Below are 19,457 nucleotides of genomic sequence, written 5' to 3' on the forward strand. Positions count from 1 at the left end.
AATGAACTCCAAGAACAGAGCAAATATCCCGCAAGGCCAGCGCGAAATCATCCGCCTCAACATGCGTTTCGACAAGCGCGTGAAATTCGAGGCCGAGCTTGCCCGACATCTTGCGGACCCCAGCAAACGCGCAGCCCGCGTCCACGAACTGCTGATGCTTGGCTATCAGGCCCACAAAACCGCCAAGGCAATGAAAGCCGAGCGCTACAGCACCTCAACCGCCACCGAAGGAGAAGAGCAATGATGCTTGCCAAGTTTCTGAAACCGCTTGCCATCGTGGCGGCTTTCCTTGCCGCCCCGCTTGCAGCCTCCGCGCAGACGATCGGTTCGCCGCTCGATCTGTCGGATATTATGAACGCTCCCGTGCAAATCCCAGCAGATCAGCTCGTGGATGTGCGCGTGACAGACCGCGAGAACGGACGGGCGATCAGCCTCAACGACCTCGCTAACCCCGATTCCAGCTTCTATCGGGACCAAGGCACGTTCCGCGTCACGGGCGCCCGTAAGCGGGTGATCGAGGCAGCGGCTCGCGGCGTCGGCATTCGCGGCGGCTTCGCCTATGAATCCGAACGGATCAACAAGATCCTCATGGCTGCGCGGTATCGCAACGCCCTCAATGCCCACTATCCCTTCCAACGTCTGCTGCTGCAAAACGGCTATGTCGTCCCGCCAGTCATCACCCGCGTCAACAATGTGCGTGAACTGTCCGGTCCCAACTATCTCTATCTGACCGTCGGCTCATACGAGATCACCCGAGAAGCGCGGCTGACCACGATTGCTCCGACGTGGATGGATTATCTGCTGCTCCCCATCCGCTCTGTCAGCCCGCCCGATGACATTCAGCTTGAAGGCGCAGACGAATATGCCCTGTGGCGCTCCACCGTGAAGGACTCCTGGGTGACAGGGGTGCGCGAAGCGCGGGCCGCATTCACGACCGCGCTTGCCACGCTGAACCGCGATTACAACGGCATGACGCTCTATCACCAGCTCGCGCAGCAAGGGGCCGTGTCCCTGCCGACCGTGGACGTGTCCAACCGTCGCTGGCGTGTGACCGAAGACGGCCAACGCGCTTTCGAGGGCGAAACCAGCATCCGCATCACTGTCGCCAGCCGCTTCCGCGCTCGCGGCTGAGACGCTGCATGGGTGGGCCTCAAAAGAGGCCCACTGTTAAAAAAGTGAGGACACAATGGCTTTCCGACCGACCAACGACAAGAACGGCGAAAACACGAAGCTCTTTCGCGGCCATATCGGCTCGCTGACCGAACTTGAGCAGTTTTTTACCCATGCCGTCGCCCAGAATGCCTCTGATATTATCCTTCAAACCAATGAGCCAGCCATCGGCCTGATCTACGGCGAACCCCATGCACTCACGAGCTATGTCTTCCAGCAAAGTCAGATCGACGACATTGCCTATCTCCTAACCGGCAACCACAATATCAAAACCTCGCTTGCGACGGGCCGCGACTACAACCACGCCTTTGAGGTCAGGGATATGTCGCGCAAGGACGAGTTTGGCTCGCATCCCCGCTTGCGCTTCCGTCTCTGCGCGACAGCGATCAACGGACGCGGCGGCGAAGCCAAGCAGCTCGTGATGCGGCATATCCAAGCCGTTCCGCCGACGCTGGATGAAGTGGATTTTCCCGAAGAGCTGATCCACGAATTTGCAATCCAGCAGGGGGCCTTCCTGATCGCAGGCGAAACCGGCTCGGGAAAGACGACGACCTTTGCAGCCTGCCTCGATCATATCTTGAAGGGAAAAACCCCGATCAAGGGCAACATCGTAACCTATGAAGAGCCGATCGAATACCTCTTCTCCGATGTGCCATCGACCTCCTGCGTAGTAGCGCAGTCCGAAGTCGGGCTGCACGTTCCCTCATTCCGCGAAGGGATTGTGAACGCCATGCGCCGCAAGCCCTCCCTGATTGTAGTGGGGGAACTGCGCGATCCCGCAACCATTCAGGCCGCAGCGGATGCGAGCGTTACCGGCCACCCTGTATTTGGAACAGTCCACGCCAATGACAGCTCTGCGATCATTCGCAGGATGGTCATGCAGTTTGACCCCTCCCAGCAGCAGCAGATGTTCTCTGAAATCTGCTCGAATGTCCGCTTGCTCATGTCGCAGTATCTCGTGCCTCGGGCTGACAAGCCTGGACGGGTCTGCTTGCGCGACTGGGTGGTTATCACGCCCCAGCGCAGCGAAGAGCTGATTAAGGCGGGCTATTCAAACCACCATCTGCTTTTGCGCGAGTGGATGGAGTCAGGGGACCGCGCTCGGTCCATGAAGCGCAGCATCGAAATCGCACTGGAAGCGGGGCGCATCAGCCTCGAAACCGCAAACCTTGCCTTGAAACGCTATGGCTACGAACAGAAGGAGCCTCCGAATGAGTAATGTCTTGTCCCGCCGCTCCCTGATCCTCGGGGGTCTGGTCTCTGCTGCGACCCTCGCGGCTCCTGCCGTGGTCCGCGCAACGCCGACCGGCACTGTTGGTCCCGATCGTCTCTGGATTCAGCGACCAGAAACCGGCGAAATCCTTAACCACCCGTTTGTGTCACGCGATAACCGTGTCCACCGTCAGGCATGGGCGAGCTACAGCTACTTCTGGCGCGACATAAAAGACGGCGGGCAGGCGGTCTGGATGGACCCCCGCCTGCTGGTCCACCTCTCGCGTCTACAGGTCGAGATTTCCCGCCAGCGCGGCGAAGAAGTCCTGCTCTATCTCAACTCTGGTTATCGCACCGTCGAGCGCAACGCCCGCATCGAGGGAGCAGCGCAGCGGTCTTTGCATTGTGTGGGCTGTGCGGCCGATTTCTTTGGCCGCAATGTGCCGCACCGCACATTGCTCACGATTGCCGATGCACTTCCCCAAGTCGGGGGAGTAGGCGGCTATAGCAGCTTCACCCATATTGATACCGGAGCTGGCACACGCCGCTGGGGGACCGCAGTAGCAGTGAGAGATCACCGCCTAGAGGCGCAAAGAGCGAGAGGGTAAAAGGCCATGCAGCTAAAGGACGAAGAGCTTTTTGAGTATACGCCGGTCGAGTGGCGCTTTTCAGCGGTCACACCCTCGGTCTTCGGTCTCGATCCCTGGGCCACGCTGATCCCGCCCGCGATCCTCTACGGCCTCTCAAGCGAGAAGGGCCTGTTCTACTTCTTTGTGGTTTTTGTGTTTGTGGCAGTCGTGATCTACGTCGCGGCTTTCACGAAGCACCAGACCATTAGCTCGTGGCTTCACGCATTGAGGACACGCTACATTCAACGGCTGCAATGGGAGACGGACTGAATGACCGTGCTTGATGCTCTTCTGGCTGATGACAGCTCGTTTCAGGAGCAGCGCTCGCTGCTGAACAGATTGGAAGCCGCGCTTTCATACGCTTTCACCGATCTGGCTCTGACCGATGACGAGAGCCAGTTTGAGCGGCTGCGGGTTTCGATCCTGCAAGCAGCTTCGCCCACGGATTTCATGGAGACCTATGGTTCCGTGAACGCCGAAGAGCGCCCAGGCTACACCGCCCTGATGACCCTCACCGATCGTGTCGCCAAGATTAGCGGTGAGATTGATGTGAACAGCATCTGGTTCAGCCGCGCTTTTGTCCTGCCTGCGATCGCAGCGCTGGCCGTCCTTCTTGATCGCGGTGTGAGCGCGACGGGGGATAGTCGGATGACCGTCTACCTGCGGGAGCGGGAAAACAGCCTCTTCGGCTACGAATTGGTGGACATTCGCGCATGGGGGACGACTATTGCGCCGGATGGGAGTTTGGGAATCACCGAGCTTTCTGCTCGTGATCTGACCGAACTGACCGCCCACCTGACCGCCGCCTCATATTTTTTCATGCGAGGGGGCAACGGTGTTTCTATCGGGTCGAAGTATCTGCTCGGGGAAGCTGGCCTTGCCGCCGAAGCCCCGAAGAAGGCGCAAACTGAGCGTCTGGGGCAGAGGTTCGTGATCGTCTGAGGGCCTGATTTCTTTGTAAAAATCAAACTGTGCTTGACCTATGGCGTGTAAACAAACAAAAAGTGTGTTACACCATATGCTTTTGCATATCATTTTGTATATGCAACGAAATATGCAGTTGCATAGCATGGTTAGTGAAGCATGTGCGGGACAGACGTGGCACAGATTGCGATTGCCCAACCAAGAGTTTGGTGGCATTACTGTAGGAAGTCTCAAACACGGAGGATCACGAGGACGAAAAACAGGTAGCGAATATCACACCAGTTTTCCTTGTGGCCGAAAAGTTTACACCGGCTGCGCGGGAAAGCGAGCCGGTGCGAAACTGTGTGGTTATCAAGCCGTTATCCGAAGTCCCTGTTTGTTTGGCGACGACCAGGACTTTCGATTAACTCCAAGATAGCCATTCTTGCTTGCCTCTGCAAGCCATAACGCTCCTGAGCGGCACAATTTCTGCATCTTTTTTTCGCTTTTCCTCGCTGTCAAAACGCGGAGAAAGCTATGGCTTTTCAACAAATTACAGGGGCCTACGAGGTAGGCTCTGAGGGTGCAGAAATCCCACGCGGAAAAGCGCGGGCCGATGGCGTAAAATCGAAGCTCTATCAGCTCTTTTACAAGGGCGATTACATCGGGATCACCAAGGACATGCAGACGTATCTGCGTCAGGCTGTCCACTGTGTCCCCGCCAGCCGCCTCATTGACGGAAGCGGACTGTTCCACCTTCCTGCCAAGGTCATCGCTGAACGGCTTGGGTGGTCAACCTCCAAGCTCTATCGCATCGAGCGAGAGCTGTTCCAAGAGAACATCATCGAGCGCAACACATCCCTTAATGGTCGCCGCGACGGGCAGCTTGGCTATGGCATCAGCCTGCGACCCTTGGTTGAGCGCTACCACGAGCTTACCGACAGGATCGAGCAGCGCATGGCAGAGGCGAAAGCCGAAGCAGAGAAGCGCCATCTGCAACGTCAGGAAGTGGCCCGCCTTCGCTGTGAAATCACCACCCTCTTTGTCTCCGGCTGTCTGCCTGATCCAGCCTCAAAGCGTCTGGCGGAAGCGATCAGTCGCTGGCCCCAGCGACCCTCTTCATGCTCGCATCAGAAGATTTCCGCCCATCTGATCCACCTTCGCGCAGTAAGCCTCTGGATTCAGAAGATTTTGCAGAAAAAAATGAATGATCGGTCCTTCATTTCTGACCGACAATATACAGAGAAAGAAAAAGAAATTCTTAGTAAGCTGGCCGCTAACCTTGAGCGTCGCGCCAGTATCAGACCTGCAACAAGCAATGAGGTTCCAGACCTTGAGCTGGTTCTGACACCAGAGACGCTGCTTTACGTCCAGATGTTTGAAGAAACTGGGAACATAGGGCAGGTGCTACAGTTTAGAGGCCGTGAATTGGGAATTGATGAACGGGCAATCAACAACCTTGCCCTGACGTTACCGCCACATGCGGCAATCATGGTTCTTTCCATTCTGGAAGATGCCATGCAGAGGAAGCGGAACCCTGTTCAAGATCCAAACCGCTACCTCAACGGTCTGGTCAGTCGCTGGGAGAAAAAAGCGCTGAACATGGTCAAAGGCTTGCAAATAATAGCAAAACGGCGAAAAGGTCGCATTCACGTCGCGTAAAAAACATATCATTGTTACGCCCTATGCTTTCGAGCCAATGACAAGAGCCTAAATGTGTTTTACACTGTCTTCTGACTATAACCGCCCCAAACAGGGGAACAGACTAAGGAAAGCGTTATTCCGATGAACCCTCGTGAGATCAGGCACGATATTTTTGCTACCCGTGCGGTGCATGATGCCGAGTTCCGCGAGCTGCTGAATCAATACGGGATCGCTACCGATGGTGGTCAGCAAGCGCTCAAGGATCGTCTGGCAACATTGGATTCCCGCGAGTTCTCCGAGCTGTTGCAGCACGTCGAGAAAGCTGACCTGAACAACCCCCGTGTGAACAACACGCAGCAGGTGTTGTATCAGCTCAATGATATGTCGCAGAACCTCTGGACCTCGAAGAAGGCCGAGCTGAACCGCGAAGCCAAGAAGATCATGGAAGGGCCGGTGGCCCAGGCGCGTGAGCTTTTGCAAAAGGGTGATCTGGACGCATTCCGTGATCGCAAGGAAGAAATCATCGAGAGCGTTCAGGAGTTCTCTGCGAAAATCAGAAATGCGCGGCACGAAGTTGGGGATCAGTTGCGGCAGTTCCTCTACACCGCAAAGGTCGATATTCCCAAGGCCGACCGCAAATCGCTGATTGACGAGAAGATGCTGGATCATAACATCCCGCCAAACATGCAGCAGGTTTTGGCGCTGGAAAACACGCTCTCCCAGGAAGAGGTCGAATATGTGATGCGCAAGCAATCGCCGGAGCAGCGCCCGAGCGCCCGACCGATGCCTTCGCCATCCATGTGAACCGGCATAAATCTGGACAAGAACAGCCCCTGCAACAGCAGGGGTTTTTTTTATGTCCTAACGTCAGCGAATAGCTTGTCTAAGACTGAAATTCGGTTAATCTACTGTCTAATGCTAATTTGTTGTTTACAGGGTAGCGAGACAGAATGCAGACCGAACAACCCAGCACTACGGCTCATACCGCTGCCTATCAGCAGCCCCAGCCGCTTCATGCCCATGATCCTGCTGCCCGCCGTCGTGCTACGCTTGCGGTCGTTCTTGGGTCCACAGCCTTGCTGCTTTCGAGCGCGATGCTGTTCAATTCAGTTTTCGGGCCGATCCGCATTACCGTTGGTGATCCGGCTCCTGCGGTCGCCGCTCTGGCTGCACTGCCCACGACTGCACCAGTTGCAGCGCCAGTTCCCGCAGCCCCTCAAGCTGCTTTGCCTGCTGCAACTGCATTGGCAACCGATCCGGCAAACTCTGTCCGCGTCGTGACCGTCGGGAACGCCGCTTACGCACTGGACACCCTGACCGGAACCTATTTCGCTTTTGACGCCAACATGCAGCCGGTCCCGATGGATCGCGCCCAGCTTCCCGCCGAAGCCGTGGCGCAGCTTGCATTGCCGCAGGCTCCGGCGGTTGTCGGAAATACCGATCAGCAGTTTGCACAGGCCCAGGCGCAAAGCGCAGCAATCGCGGAAGGCAATGATCTGGCGATCAACGCCATGCTGGCCGACAAGGAGATCGCCGCAAGCATCCTGCAACTGCTCGATCGCGCCGCTGGCGTCGATGCGGATGGGGTGCGCGGCATGGGCAACCTGCCGGTTTACGTCTTCTTCGACGCCCAATGCCCTTACTGCCACCAGCTCTATGTGGATATGGATGGGAAGGTGGACAGCAAATGGCTTCCCACTCTCGCCCTTGGCGACGGGGGTATTCCTCTTATCACGCATATCATGGGTGAAGGTAACGTGGAGCTGATCGCGGGAGCGGATGGCAATACTGAATCCGTCAACGTGAAAGAAGATCCTGCTATGGCCGAGCGCCTGCGGGCCGTGGTGGGCGGCGGCGACCGCCCCACGATGGAAGGGACGATCTCTCCCGAAATCGAATTTGTCTCCAACGAGAACATGACGCTGATGCGCTATCTCTTTGGTCGCCAGACGCATCTGGTCGGTGTGCCTGCAATCATCGTGGGTCTGCCTGACGGCACAGCCAAGATGCTGCGCGGCTATGAGGCCACAACCGTTGGCGAAATCCTCTCACTGCAAGGGCGCGGATAATCATGGTTTCGCTTCCCTTCGGTCGGAACAAACAGAAGAAAGCGAAGATCACCGCTTGGGGTGACGATTTTCGTGATCCCGTCATCGGCCCAATGGGGATGATGGCACAGATCAATCAGCTCAACTTCATCAAGACCATGATGATCTCTGCGATCATGCTGCTGTTGCTCGTGAATGCGGGTATCGCATGGGCCGTTATCAATACGATGGACACCAAAGTTTATGTGGCCGACGGCTCGCGCTTTGGATGCCTTATCAACCCTCTCATGTTGGAGTGATCGAACATGCTGGGGGCCTTGCGCACAACTCTCCTGATCGGCAATGCGGTCGCAATCCCGTCGGCACTGATGCTCGGTTGGGCGCTGACCTATGGCGTTGATCCGGTGAAATTCAACTGGGTCACGCCCGCTGCTTCCGCACAGGCCACGGGCGCTCCGACAGAGTTTGCTATGGCCTGCGAGCCTCGTGTTCTCGATCAGGCCATCTACTCTCGGGTGGCGCTGGCGAAATTCGCGGCAGAAGCCGTGATCGAGCTGAACACCTTTGATTATCTGAACTGGGATGAAGTGCTGCAAGGCGCAGTAGGGCGCTTCATGATACCGGAAGCGGGCCGCACGTTCATGTATTCCTTTGAGCGGGGCAGGCTGCTTGCAGGCGTCCAGCGCAACTATCTTTCCGCCTCTGCCCGCCTGATGGAGCCGCCCGTTATCGTCTCCGAAAGCTCGGTCGGGCCGGTGCGGAGCTGGACCGTCCAAGTCCCGTTTGAGGTCTTCTACGGCACGGGCGCTCGCACGGTTGAAGGGGTGCAGCACGACCCGAAGCTGACGCAGGCAATCGTGGCGACGGTCAAGCTGGTGGAGCAGCCGCCGACGGCGCGGAACTTCCGTGGCGTAGCCGTCTCCGAATTTAAGGCCCAGGGCATTCCGAACCGCACGATGATCGAGCGACTGAGAGCAGAGTAATGAGCAAGACACCCAGAGAGATTGATCTTGAGCAGATGGTCGGCCAGCGCGAGATCGCATCGCTGCGCAATCAGGTCATCCTGCTTGGCATTCTGCTGGTCGCGGCGATCGCACTGTGCGTTCTCCTGATCTATGCGATGAACAGTCGGTTCCCGCAGCAGAAGTTTATCTACACCCAGAACGCTGCCGCAGTTTGCACCTTCGCCCCTCTGAATGAACGCGGTGATGTGACGGATGCAGCCGTGATGAACTTCGCAGTGCAGACCGCAGCCGATATGCACACTTTCGATTACATCAACTGGCGCAAGACGCTGGACGGTGTGACCCTTACGCGCTTCACGCCCGAAGCGCGGGCCGACGCCACGCGGGGCCTGCGGGACAGCAATATCCTGCCTTCGGTGGTGAACAACTCTTTCGTTCTGAAAGCCGTGCCGTCCGGTCCTGCGAGCATCCGCAGCCAAGGCACTGACGGCAATTTCTACACTTGGGAAGTCGCTGTTCCCATGACCCTTGCCTACACGGGGGGCATGAACAGCGACCGCTCGATGAACTACCGGCCTGAGAGCCGCACTATCGTTCTCACTATCCGCCGCGCCGAGTTTACCGCCGATAACCCCGACGGTCTGCTGGTCGCATCCATGTCATCCTCGCAGTCGCTGGCAGGCCGTGAAGCGTCTCAAGACGCATCGGCCCCGCCCGCAGCGCAGCAATAAGGAGGTATACCCTTGGCAAAGAAACCCGCCCTCCGCGCCGCAACTGTTGCGCTGCTGGCCGCGCTGTCCGCAGCTCCGGCATTCGCACAACAGCAGCAGCAGGCCAATGTTCCGCCGCCGACACCCGAGCAGATCGAAGCGCTGCGCCGCGAGATCAACGACCGCGCTGCGGCAGAATTTGCCAGCCCCGAAGAGATCGAAGCTCTGCGTCAGCGCCAGCTTGAAGAAGAGCGGGCGCGGGCTGTGACCGGCTATACCAACGACACCGCACGGCAATCTATGTCGCGCCGTATCGACCTGATCGGCGGCGGCAAGGCCGAGCCCTATATGCCCCAGACCCTGAACCTGTGGTCCGATACCGTGACCTCGCTCTCCTTCTTCGATCATCAGGGCGAAGCATGGCCGGTCGAGAGCGCGAGCTTCGACAAACGGGCGCTGCGGGTGAACAACGACGGATGCGACGGCGGCAGCGCCGCCCGCCTTGAGGGCATGGGCAACGTGCTGACGCTGATGCCCTGTCAATTCTGGACCACAACCACCATGCAGGTTCTGCTGCAAGGTGAGACGCGGCCCATGATGTTCGATATTCGCTCCGGTTCCAGCTCGCCAAATCCTGTTGTCGATGCAGCCGTGACGGTATCGGTGCAGTCTGATGTGCCGTCTCCCTATGGGACGACCCGCGCAGGAGAACTGGCAAACAACTGGATCAATCCGTCGGCCCGCGCCATTCGCATTGATCCCATCGACACCCGCACCGACAGGTCTGTGACCCCGATTATTGTAGGGCCTGGGGTGACGACGGATGTAAGTTTCATGGACAGCTCGCAGACCCCGTGGCCGATCGAAGAAGTCGTGTTCCCTTCTGGCGTCATCGCCATTAACGGGGCCTGCGGTGAAATCGAGACCGGCTTGCAGCGGATCGACCTCAAAGGTTCGTCCACCTTCTACATGACCGCCTGCAACAATCATCGCGGGACCATTGGCGTAAAGCTCAAAGGCCGTGCCGGTGCTATCTCGCTGATGACCGTGCCAGCTCTGCCGCGACAAAGCCAGCCCGACGGAACTGTGACCGTGACCGTGCCTGGGGTTTCGCCGCAGGAGCGGCCTATGACCGTTGCAACCGCCGCAGCCCCTGGCTCGCGTGGCGGCGCAGGGCAGGCGGCATACAACCCTGACCGCTACCTTGATGACTTCCTTGCTGGCTCCCCGCCCCAGGGCGCACGTCGGGCCTCGATCAGCGGCGGCGGCGGCATTGCCGAAGGCTGGTTCTTTGATGGGGCGCTCTATCTGCGCGGCTCATTCGAGATCGTGAATCCAGCTTACGATGCCGGTGGTTCGTCCTCTGACGGCTCTTTCCGTGTCTTCAAATATGGCCCGCCCGTCGGGCGCATCCTCGCAGTCGATCTGCGCGGGCGCGAATTTGTCATGAATATCGAGTGAGGGAGACGCTGAAATGTTCGGATTTCGCACCATCATCGCGTCACTGGCAGGTATTGTGCTTGTCGTTGGGATCGCGGTTACGGCCTCACTGACCTCGCGGCCCGATAAGAACGAGACTGCCGGTGTTGTTCCCGCAGTCGTCGCCGCAGATCGTATTGCTCCGAATGCGCGGAATAATCCAATGGTTCCGGTGGTGCAGGAAGAAGCCTCGCGCCGCTCGGAGCTGCATGGGCGTATGGCCGAAGAGGCGATGCAGGCCAGTGGGCAGAACATGGCAACCGCCTACATTGCCCCTCCTGTCGTTACCGAAATCAGATCCTCTACCGATGGCGACGAGCTGACCCGTGCGATCTTTGAAGATCGTATTGAGCCGGAGCCTGAACCCGAGCCGGTTGTTGCAGAGGTTGAACCGGAGCCGGAGCCTGAACCCGAGCCGGTTGTGGCCGAAGTCGAGCCTGAGCCTGCGCCTGCTCCCGTGGCAGATCACTGGAACTACTACGGTGAATACGGCAACCGCCTGCGCATTGACCTGCAAGTGCCGCAGCGCGAAGTGACGACCATCCGCGTTAAGGAAGAGCATTCCAATCTGCTGCTTGATGCGCTCGATTTCATCTTCATGGGTCTGGTCGGAACGGCCCATGCTGGCGGTCTCGCAGAGCCGGTCATGGAGCCGCCTGTTCGCCCATCGGTGTTTCAGGATTACCGCATCGGCACGACCGATCTCTTTGGCTCGCCCCATCCCAATGAGCGCAGTGCAGCTCGCCCCGAACTGGTTGGCATCAACGAGCTGGGGCAGGCTTATGGGACACAGGCATATCATGATCGCCGTGTCGGGCAGGCCCAACAAGGCCGCACTGTTCTCGCCCGTGCAGGGGATATGGTCTACGCCCGTCTCCTTTACGGCTTCAATTCAGACGATGTGCGCGGCCTTCCGGTCTATGCGATCGTGACCGATATTCTGGACTCGGGGGCCTATGGCCCGCTGCACAATGCTCGGATCGAAGGCGGTGTTGGCTTCACCCGCGAGAACGCCTCGATCTCTTTCAATCGCATCATTCTGACTGATGGCCGTGAAATCCCAATGTCAGGCATTGCTGTCTCTGCTGATGCAGCCAGAACCGGCGTGGCAGCGAAGATCGACAAGCACCGGCTTCAAAACTTCGGCTCTCTCTTCTTGGCTGGTCTCTTTGAAGGGGCAGGCCGGATCATGGAATATCGTCTGACCGACGGTAGCGGAGATACAGTTATCCTGAACACCGGCAACGGACAGGTGACTATCCCCCGTAATCGCAATGATCTCACCGATGGCGAATTGCTGGCTGGCGCCCTCGGCCCAGTCGGGCGGAATATCTCGCGGGAGATCGAGCGCAACGGGCAGCGCCCACCGACGATCTCGGCCCCAGGCGGTCATATCTTCGGTCTCGTTTTCGTGGATACGCTTGTCTACGACCCTGAGACCATGCGCGGCCAGAGCGCTTACAACCCGCGCACAGGCCAATCCACCGATGTTGGCATTGATGCCCTCGTGGGCCGTCCTGATCCGCAGGGCAGCGTGGCAGGAGCTGTCGGTCAGCCTCCGGCGATGCCTGAGCAGCGCCCCAACGATGGCTGGACCATCGACTCCTGGGGGCAAACCGGCGCGGCAGGCAGCGGTAACGCGGGCGGTGTCCCTTCGGCAATTCGCGCAGGGGTCGGCCAATGATGCGGTGCTGGATCGGGAAAATAGCCGCGACTTTAGGGGCAAGCCTCGCCCCTGCCGTCGCCTCGGCTCAAACGGTCGATACGGTCTTTATGACCGGCGTGGACCTGATCCAAACGGCCTCGCGGGTTTTGGTCTATGTGGCCTCGGCCCTCGGGATCGGGCTGGTGGCATGGTCCATGTTCCAGCTTGTGTCTGAGCCTGACGATCAGGACCGCTGGAAGCACGTCGCGGCTGCGGTTGTCGGCTCTCTCTTCACCATCTTTGGCGTCATCGTCGGATTTTTCTCGGGACTGTTTGCATGAGCAACGACATGAAAATCCCTGAATTTAAGCGTCTTGCAGCCGAAGACCTTAACCCGATGGCAACAGGTCTCCTGCCGCTCGGCCTGCGCATTGTGCGGTCTGAGGAAGATCCAGAGAAAGTCGAGCTGACGCTTGAAGAGCATGACGACGAGCTGGAAGCCGATCTCTTTGCGCTCATTCACATTGCCAAGCACATCCAGTTTGAAGAGGGGGTGCTGACCTCGGGTGAAGGCGCAGTCGGTATGTCATTGCTGACCTATCACGAGGTTTCGCAGACGCTTCTGAATTTCGTCTCCGGTGATGATGACACCCGTGAACTTGGAGCCATCAAGCGCACCGCTCTCGAAAACTATCCCATGTTTTATGACGCAGAACAGATCGCTCAACAAAGCGCATTGAATGTCTGGGACGCCTTCAAAAAGAAGGAGGCCGAATAATGGCGCGGAAGATTTATCACTACTGCGACATTGCGGGCATGTCGGAGAATGAAGGCCCCAACGCGGATGATCCGTGCTTCTACGCGCATGATGGCTCTACCTGCACGATCATCCGGCTTGAGGGCGTGTCCACCATCATGTCCTCCAATGAGGGCATCGAGCGCTGCTCGCGTGTGCTGCGCGACATTTCCTCTTCGCTTCGCGCCAAGGGGCGGGCGATTACAGTCACGTTTGAGCGCAGCTATAATATCGCAGAGGACGTTGAACGTCTGATCGCGCCTCTGGAAGACGCAGCCCGCCGTAAGGGCCTGTCCATTCAGGCTGCGGTGAATGAGACTGAGGGCGTCCTTTATTCCAGCGTGGCCCGTGAAGTCATCCTGATCGCAGTCTGGACCTATCGGGATGCGGCTGAACCTTCGGCCTACCGTGAAGATAAGCGCATCCGCATGTCCACGACCGGCAAGCTCATAACGAGCCGTGCGATCCAAGACCCCAACGGACCTTATGAAAGCCTGCAAGCCAACCACAAAGGCTTTGTGAAGCAGGTTTTGGCGACACTGGCTGCAAACCAGTTTGATGCGCGGGTTTTGGGCGTGAAGGACGGCGGGCGGGAGGATTTGACGGAAGTGCGCCGTTCTATTCTCTACCACGAGACACCGGAAAACTGGTCTCCGAAACCGGCCGGTTTTGCTTCCTATCCGACTGCGAAAAAGAAGGTCAGCTCTGATGTTTCGACGCTCTTCAATGAGCCGATTGATCGCCAGATGCTCACCTCTGCGGCCTCGTCGTCAAATGATCTGCGCACTGTGACCGTCGGCGGTCGCAACTATGCGGTGCTGCAAATGTCGGCTTTCCCGCAGCGCATGGTGAGTTTCCACGCCCTGCTGCGCAATATCAACGGCTCCACGAATATGACTGATCCCATGCCTTTCCGCGTGGCTTTCCACATGGAGGGCGGGGCAAAGGTCAACGGGATCAAACACACCCTCGCTACCATCGGCTCGCTGTTTTCCAACACCAACCGCCAGATCAAACATGCCTCTGACGGTATTCTGGATGAAATGCGCAATGACAGCCGCACCTATGTCTACACGCGCATTTATGCGACGACTTGGACCGAGCCGCACGAAGACGCCTCTTTGCTGGCAGAGCGGCGCTCACGTCTGACCCGTGCCTTCAACTCTTGGCAAAGCCCTACGATCAAGGACTCTACCTCGGACCCGATGCGGCTTCTGGTCGAGACTTGCCCTGGAATGGTGGCAGTTGCCCGCACCGGCAATCCTGCGATCGCTCCGGCGCATGAAATGGGCTATGCCATGCCCTTCCACATCGAGTCCCCGATCGAGCGCGAAGGCGAGACGATCTACACCACGCTTGACGGCCAGCCGATGCCTTTCAAGGCGCACTCGCCTATGCAGGATAGCTGGTTTGGCCTGATTTTCGCATCGCCTGGCTCCGGCAAATCCATGCTGCTCAACTCGCTCAACATGGATTTTGCTGCCTATTACCCGTCTTCGCTGATCCCCTACATTGGCATTCTGGACGTGGGTGAAAGCTCCTACGGCTTCATCGAGACGATCCAGGCGGCACTGCCGCTCGATCGGCGGCATGAGGTGGCTTTCGTCAAGCTGCGCAACGAAGAGCAGGCCCGTGGCTATCGGATCAACCCCTTTGATATTGGCCTTGGCCGCAGACTGCCGCTGCAACGCGAAAAGGCGTTTGTGACCAACTTCCTGCTCGCAGCCTGCTCGGAGCTGGAAGGCCGCGAAGGGATGATGGCGCTGATCGAGACGCTGGTTACAGCGCTCTATGATCGCTACTCGGACATTGGCATTTCGTCGGGTCAGAAAATCTACCAGACCGATATGGACCGCGAGATTGACGAAGCGATTGACCGCTTCGGCATCCGAACCCACGAAAACCTCTCGTGGTATGCCGTGACCGATCAGCTCATGAAACTGGGGCAGGTTGATCTGGCAATCCGCGCACAGCGCTATGCAATGCCAGTGCTGAACGATTGCCTGACGGCTCTCTCGCAGCCTGAGTTTGAACGGGCTCATGGCACAGACCTCTGCCGTGCTGTCCGCACCCAGATCACCTCGATCATCAACGCTTTCCCTGCGTTCTCCGGCCCGACGGAGCTGGATATTGGTTCTGCCCGTGTTGTGTCGCTGGACCTGAAAAACGTCATCATCATGTCACCCTCTTCGGGTGCGGATTTCCGTAACAATCTGCTGTTCTTCATGATGGCCCGCGAGCTGTTCATGAAGAAAATCTCGGGTGACGTTGACGAAGTGGGCCATATGGCCGTGCCGACGGGGGAAATGGGCGAAATCTACCGCAAATACTGGCGGCAGCGGGTGGCAGAGGTCAGCCAGACCCGCAAGCGGTTCTGCTTTGACGAGTTCCATATCACCGGCAGCTCTCCGATCATGGCAAACCAGATCGACCAGGATGTGCGGCAGGGCCGGAAGTGGGGTCTGGAAGTGCTGCTGGTCAGCCAGCGGCTCGATGACTTTGCCAAATACACCGAATTTGCGGCAAACCTCTTCATTTTGAAGGTGGCGACCCGCACAGAGCAGGAGAACCTGCAAAAGATTTTCAAAGCCGATGATGCTGTGGTGGAGCAGGCGATGGAACACTGCACCGGCCCCGTGCCTGGGCAGGGTGCGACCATCCTGATCCGCCGCTCTTTCCAAGGAAGGCAGTCTTGGCTTTTGGCCCGCAACCGTCTTGGTCCCGTCCGCATCTGGGCGCTGACGACCACGATGGAAGATCGGGCGCTCAAAAAGGCGCTGACCGAAATCTGCGGAGATTTCTCAAGCGCTCTCGAAATCCTAGCCAGTCGCTTCCCGAACGGTTCGGCCAAGCGCTACTGGGATCGGGTCGCACCAAGCATTCCTAGTTCGCAGGACGTGGCTACGGAAATCGCTCGCACCCTCTACAACGAGCATAATCCGTGACGGATTGGCTCTTTCTCGTGTGTCGCCTCGTTGAAAAAAGGAGTGAGGTAATGTTCAAGGCCCTGACTAAATTCGTTTCGGAAGCTCGTGACCTTCCGGCAAAACTGATGATCGCAGCGACCGTGGCTCCGCTGACTGTCACCCAAGCACTTGCACAGGAGGGAGCGGCCAACGTGCGCGGAGCGCTTCAGGCAAACCAAAGCGGTCTGGAAGCTGTAGCAGGTTCGAGCTTCACGGGTGAAGGGGCGCAGCAAGCGGCCACCAACTTCACCAACGTCCTGCTCTACGGCGCGGGTGCTATCGGTATCGCTCTGGTGATCGTCGGCATCTACCAGCTCTGGAAGCACCAGAAAGAAGGCGATCAGGCCCGTGGCTCGGCTGGTCAGGGCATTGCCATGATCGTCATTGGCGGTCTGATGACCATTCCCGCGATCGTCACCGCTATCGCACCGCAGATCCTCGTGGGCGCTGGCAGCTAATCTGTCGAAACCCTCGGTGAAGCCCTGCGGGGCTTCACCGGCACTGCTAGACGGAGGCAGGTTTGATTAGAAGAGCAGCACAATACTTGGCTTCCCTGTCCGTCAGTTTTCTGGCTACGGCCAGCTACGCGCAGGAAGGATCACCGGCATCACCTTTGCAGGTGATAATGGATGGGCGCGATGAGGCCAGAAACTCGCGGCTGACTGAGGCCGGTGCGATAGAGCTGTCTACGAGCGCAGCTAATATCACTATGTATATCAGCGGGGCCGCAGGCATTTTGGTCGTCGCTTTCGGATTGTTCTATCTCTGGCAACATAATGCGGATGGAGACAACTCGCGCAGAACCGCTTTGCGTGGCGTCCTTATCCTTTTGGTCGGTGGACTTTTGACGATTCCGGCTATTATCGCTGCTGTCGCTCCGAATGCTTTGTTGGGTGCAGCGGGTTAAGCCCTCTACAACCTATGCTATAGAGTGTAGACAGGAATTTTGATCCGGCGCTAGATCGGGAGCCAGAAGCGGTATGAAAAATATAGAAAAATCCGTGAGCCAAGCAGACTTTAACATCGACGTGTCCGGTAAGCTGGACCCGTTGGATGTTCTTCTGGTGGAGGCTCAAAAACAAAACCCTGATGACTATGAATTGCCCGAAGAATTTGCGGGCGATCCTGGGCTGACGCTGCGTTATGTCTGCGCAGTAAATTTTCCTGATGGAGTGTCGCAAGGGATTCAAACTGTCTTTTCTGTATCACGCCAGTCAGCGTGGCTTTGGTGTCGCCCAGGCATGGGTATTCCGGCCACCTCGAAAGCTCGCCTTATCGAGCTGACCACCACCAAAAAGAACACGCGCCAAGGCATTAAGCTGCCTCGCGGTGTTGAAGCAGAAGCCCTGCTGCGCAAAGGCTCCCTGCAAGGGCGTCCTCCGTTCTCCAAGCGCAATCAGTTCCTTTTGAGCCTGCTGAGTGAAGTCGTGAGCGGAAAGCATGAAGGTCTCGATCTCGGGACTTTGGATGCTCTCGTGTCCTCCCATCTGCCGATGCTGGTTTCACCACACCGCATTTGGCAGTGGGCATATGCCCAAGGCGGCATTCCAGAGAGCTACGTCGGCTTCGCGCAGAAGGGCATGATCCATTACGGCTTCAACCGTGCTGTCGATATGGAGGTAGGCGATTTCGTGGCCTTTCTCAAAAAATACCTCGTAGCGCAGCCCCGCCGCGCTGAGAGAACCAAGAAGTCTGATGACCTGATCGAAAGCGAACAGGCAGGGTCGGAAGCCAAAAAGCGCACCGGCAAGGCCACTGCAAAGACGAAAGGCTCGGAGAGCTGATCGCAAGGAGGGAATATGGCGAGTAAGAACGAACCGCTCGGGCCTGTAGCCCTGATCGCGTTTGGTGTCGGGGCCGTGGCTCTGGCTGCAACCGCCGTTTGGTTCACAGCGCGTCCGCAAGTCGCGCTCGTTTACGGGATACTGCGCAGCATCGAGCTGCCCTTCCTGAATAAACTGCTGCCATATTCCGAATACTTCACGATTTCTTCTTTGAGAACCGGCACTGTTCCAGCGTTCAATATGATCTATTGGAACAGTCTGATTTATGGACTGGTTTTCACTGCTCTCATTCTGCTTTTGTGCTTCTTGGCACTGGGCAGAATTGAGAAGGACCACATTAAGAAGCATGTCCAGATCACGAGTAAAGCAGAGCTGAAATTCGGGCGCAGTTTTACTGACGTGATGGATAAATATGCCGAGACGCGGCCTGATGTTCGCTTCTTTACCGACTATAAAATGTTCGACCTGTCTTCGATTTACGGCATTGGCCGTCAGCCGATGACTGCACTTGATTTTCTGGTGTCCATTGGTGCGATCAAAGCAATCGTCGTGGATGCAGAAAGCGGCGCAGAACCCAAGTTGCAGCTCGATCAGAAGAATATCAAAGATTACTTTGTCGATCGCCAGTTTGGGCCGATGAACCCGTTTCTGCGCATTCCTGAAATGCGCCTTGTTCAGAAGTCAGAGATTGACGAGGCGGTTGATGCGCTTCGCTGGGATGCCGCCCTGATCCTCTATGTCTGCTTCTGGCGAATGCAGGCATTCCACGTCGAAATGGAGTCAGACGGTTACAAGAAAATCGTCAAAGACGTGGAGGCTTTCATTGCCTCAATCTGGTCTGAGATCAACACGCTGAAAGCGGAGTTCAAAGACGGGATTACCCTCGGTTATGATTCCACCGAAGATCGCCGTGAGCGTGAAGAGCGCTATAAGATTGCCCTGGCCTCGAAAGGCAAAAAGAAGGGGGAGGTTGAAGAGGGCTATCGCGCACCATCGGCGCAGATGGATGCTCTCTCGCACTTCATGCTGGTGCGTCGGGATGGGATGGAAGATTTGGCTCGCCCTGTCGGCTACATCGACCCCAAGATTGCCGACAAATACAGAGAGCCGACGGCGTGGAAGGGCAAGAGCAAGCTCTCCCAGCCCGAAGAGCTGCTGTTTCTTGGCGAAATCCTTTCTCTTCGTGCGCCTGGCTTCAAAGTGGTCGCGCAAGCCCGTGAGGGTTTGAAGAAGATCCTCACCCGCCACCTCGGGAGCCAGACGGGCGTGTATCCCGTGCGGCTTAACGATGATGGGATCATTGAATACAGCAGCAAGATTGCCAATGGCGCGGAGCAGGCATTCAACTCGCAAGCCCAGCAGCGTCTGAATGTGGCCGCAAAGGCTCTGTTGCGCAAATCCCGTGAGGGATTCATCTCGTGAATCCAATATGGTAGCTGGGGTGCATGAGCAGACCCACCTCCCCGACCTACAGGACTAGGAACTGGCCAGCCTATAACGATGCGC

At 57.5% G+C, this 19,457-nt stretch carries 21 protein-coding genes; all 21 read left to right on the forward strand.

The features are described from left to right. The first annotated feature begins 1 nt into the window (after position 1). The 21 genes from H0485_RS17225 to H0485_RS17325 all read left to right on the forward strand — a co-directional run bounded on the left by H0485_RS17225 (position 2) and on the right by H0485_RS17325 (position 19,373). Positions 2-244 (forward strand): hypothetical protein, encoded by a 243-nt coding sequence (locus tag H0485_RS17225; RefSeq protein WP_226937180.1) that lies wholly within the window; start codon positions 2-4, stop codon positions 242-244. Next, complete coding sequence (locus H0485_RS17230; protein ID WP_226937181.1) at positions 241-1,131, forward strand: type IV secretory system conjugative DNA transfer family protein; 891 nt, start codon at positions 241-243, stop codon at positions 1,129-1,131. Before H0485_RS17225 ends, H0485_RS17230 begins: the two co-directional genes overlap by 4 nt. Before the next feature lie 55 nt (positions 1,132-1,186). Then, the gene (locus H0485_RS17235; protein ID WP_226937182.1) at positions 1,187-2,389 is read left to right on the forward strand and encodes a type IV pilus twitching motility protein PilT; all 1,203 of its coding nucleotides are present in this window, start codon (positions 1,187-1,189) and stop codon (positions 2,387-2,389) included. Beyond that, positions 2,382-2,990: a YcbK family protein gene (locus tag H0485_RS17240; protein ID WP_226937183.1), complete on the forward strand. Its 609-nt coding sequence runs from the start codon at positions 2,382-2,384 to the stop codon at positions 2,988-2,990. The genes H0485_RS17235 and H0485_RS17240 overlap by 8 nt, the downstream gene beginning before the upstream one ends. Before the next feature lie 6 nt (positions 2,991-2,996). Beyond that, positions 2,997-3,281, forward strand: a complete 285-nt coding sequence (locus tag H0485_RS17245) for a hypothetical protein (RefSeq protein ID WP_226937184.1) — start codon at positions 2,997-2,999, stop codon at positions 3,279-3,281. Further along, complete coding sequence (locus tag H0485_RS17250) at positions 3,282-3,953, forward strand: hypothetical protein (RefSeq protein WP_226937185.1); 672 nt, start codon at positions 3,282-3,284, stop codon at positions 3,951-3,953. It abuts the gene before it with no gap. A gap of 498 nt (positions 3,954-4,451) precedes the next feature. Next, positions 4,452-5,576 carry a helix-turn-helix domain-containing protein gene (locus tag H0485_RS17255; protein ID WP_226937186.1) on the forward strand — a complete coding sequence of 375 codons (1,125 nt, stop codon included), beginning with the start codon at positions 4,452-4,454 and terminating at the stop codon, positions 5,574-5,576. A gap of 123 nt (positions 5,577-5,699) precedes the next feature. After that, positions 5,700-6,362 carry a hypothetical protein gene (locus tag H0485_RS17260; protein WP_226937187.1) on the forward strand — a complete coding sequence of 221 codons (663 nt, stop codon included), beginning with the start codon at positions 5,700-5,702 and terminating at the stop codon, positions 6,360-6,362. A gap of 146 nt (positions 6,363-6,508) precedes the next feature. After that, complete coding sequence (locus tag H0485_RS17265; protein WP_226937188.1) at positions 6,509-7,627, forward strand: thioredoxin domain-containing protein; 1,119 nt, start codon at positions 6,509-6,511, stop codon at positions 7,625-7,627. A 2-nt stretch (positions 7,628-7,629) separates the two neighbouring features. After that, complete coding sequence (locus H0485_RS17270) at positions 7,630-7,905, forward strand: hypothetical protein (RefSeq protein WP_226937189.1); 276 nt, start codon at positions 7,630-7,632, stop codon at positions 7,903-7,905. Between the two features lie 6 nt (positions 7,906-7,911). After that, a complete protein-coding gene (locus H0485_RS17275; RefSeq protein ID WP_226937190.1) occupies positions 7,912-8,589 on the forward strand; it encodes a DotI/IcmL family type IV secretion protein in 678 nt (225 codons plus the stop codon). Next, on the forward strand, positions 8,589-9,302 hold the full coding sequence (locus H0485_RS17280; RefSeq protein WP_226937191.1) for a DotI/IcmL/TraM family protein: 714 nt from the start codon (positions 8,589-8,591) through the stop codon (positions 9,300-9,302). Before H0485_RS17275 ends, H0485_RS17280 begins: the two co-directional genes overlap by 1 nt. A 12-nt stretch (positions 9,303-9,314) precedes the next feature. Beyond that, positions 9,315-10,742, forward strand: coding sequence for a DotH/IcmK family type IV secretion protein (locus H0485_RS17285; protein WP_226937192.1), 1,428 nt, complete (start codon positions 9,315-9,317; stop codon positions 10,740-10,742). Positions 10,743-10,755: 13 nt separating this feature from the next. After that, positions 10,756-12,444, forward strand: coding sequence for a DotG/IcmE/VirB10 family type IV secretion system protein (locus H0485_RS17290; RefSeq protein ID WP_226937193.1), 1,689 nt, complete (start codon positions 10,756-10,758; stop codon positions 12,442-12,444). After that, positions 12,441-12,746: a hypothetical protein gene (locus tag H0485_RS17295; protein WP_226937194.1), complete on the forward strand. Its 306-nt coding sequence runs from the start codon at positions 12,441-12,443 to the stop codon at positions 12,744-12,746. The genes H0485_RS17290 and H0485_RS17295 overlap by 4 nt, the downstream gene beginning before the upstream one ends. Then, a complete protein-coding gene (locus H0485_RS17300; protein ID WP_226937195.1) occupies positions 12,743-13,183 on the forward strand; it encodes a hypothetical protein in 441 nt (146 codons plus the stop codon). Before H0485_RS17295 ends, H0485_RS17300 begins: the two co-directional genes overlap by 4 nt. Continuing rightward, positions 13,183-16,146: a putative type IV secretion/conjugal transfer ATPase gene (locus H0485_RS17305; protein ID WP_226937196.1), complete on the forward strand. Its 2,964-nt coding sequence runs from the start codon at positions 13,183-13,185 to the stop codon at positions 16,144-16,146. Before H0485_RS17300 ends, H0485_RS17305 begins: the two co-directional genes overlap by 1 nt. A 50-nt stretch (positions 16,147-16,196) precedes the next feature. Continuing rightward, positions 16,197-16,625: a hypothetical protein gene (locus H0485_RS17310; protein WP_226937197.1), complete on the forward strand. Its 429-nt coding sequence runs from the start codon at positions 16,197-16,199 to the stop codon at positions 16,623-16,625. An 86-nt stretch (positions 16,626-16,711) separates the two neighbouring features. After that, positions 16,712-17,074: a hypothetical protein gene (locus H0485_RS17315; protein WP_226937198.1), complete on the forward strand. Its 363-nt coding sequence runs from the start codon at positions 16,712-16,714 to the stop codon at positions 17,072-17,074. A 73-nt stretch (positions 17,075-17,147) separates the two neighbouring features. Then, positions 17,148-17,951, forward strand: coding sequence for a hypothetical protein (locus H0485_RS17320; protein ID WP_226937199.1), 804 nt, complete (start codon positions 17,148-17,150; stop codon positions 17,949-17,951). A gap of 15 nt (positions 17,952-17,966) precedes the next feature. Then, positions 17,967-19,373: a hypothetical protein gene (locus tag H0485_RS17325; RefSeq protein WP_226937200.1), complete on the forward strand. Its 1,407-nt coding sequence runs from the start codon at positions 17,967-17,969 to the stop codon at positions 19,371-19,373. Positions 19,374-19,457 lie beyond the last annotated feature (84 nt).

This window comes from Pseudogemmobacter faecipullorum (assembly GCF_020539525.1).
In the GTDB taxonomy this organism is placed as follows: domain Bacteria; phylum Pseudomonadota; class Alphaproteobacteria; order Rhodobacterales; family Rhodobacteraceae; genus Pseudogemmobacter; species Pseudogemmobacter faecipullorum.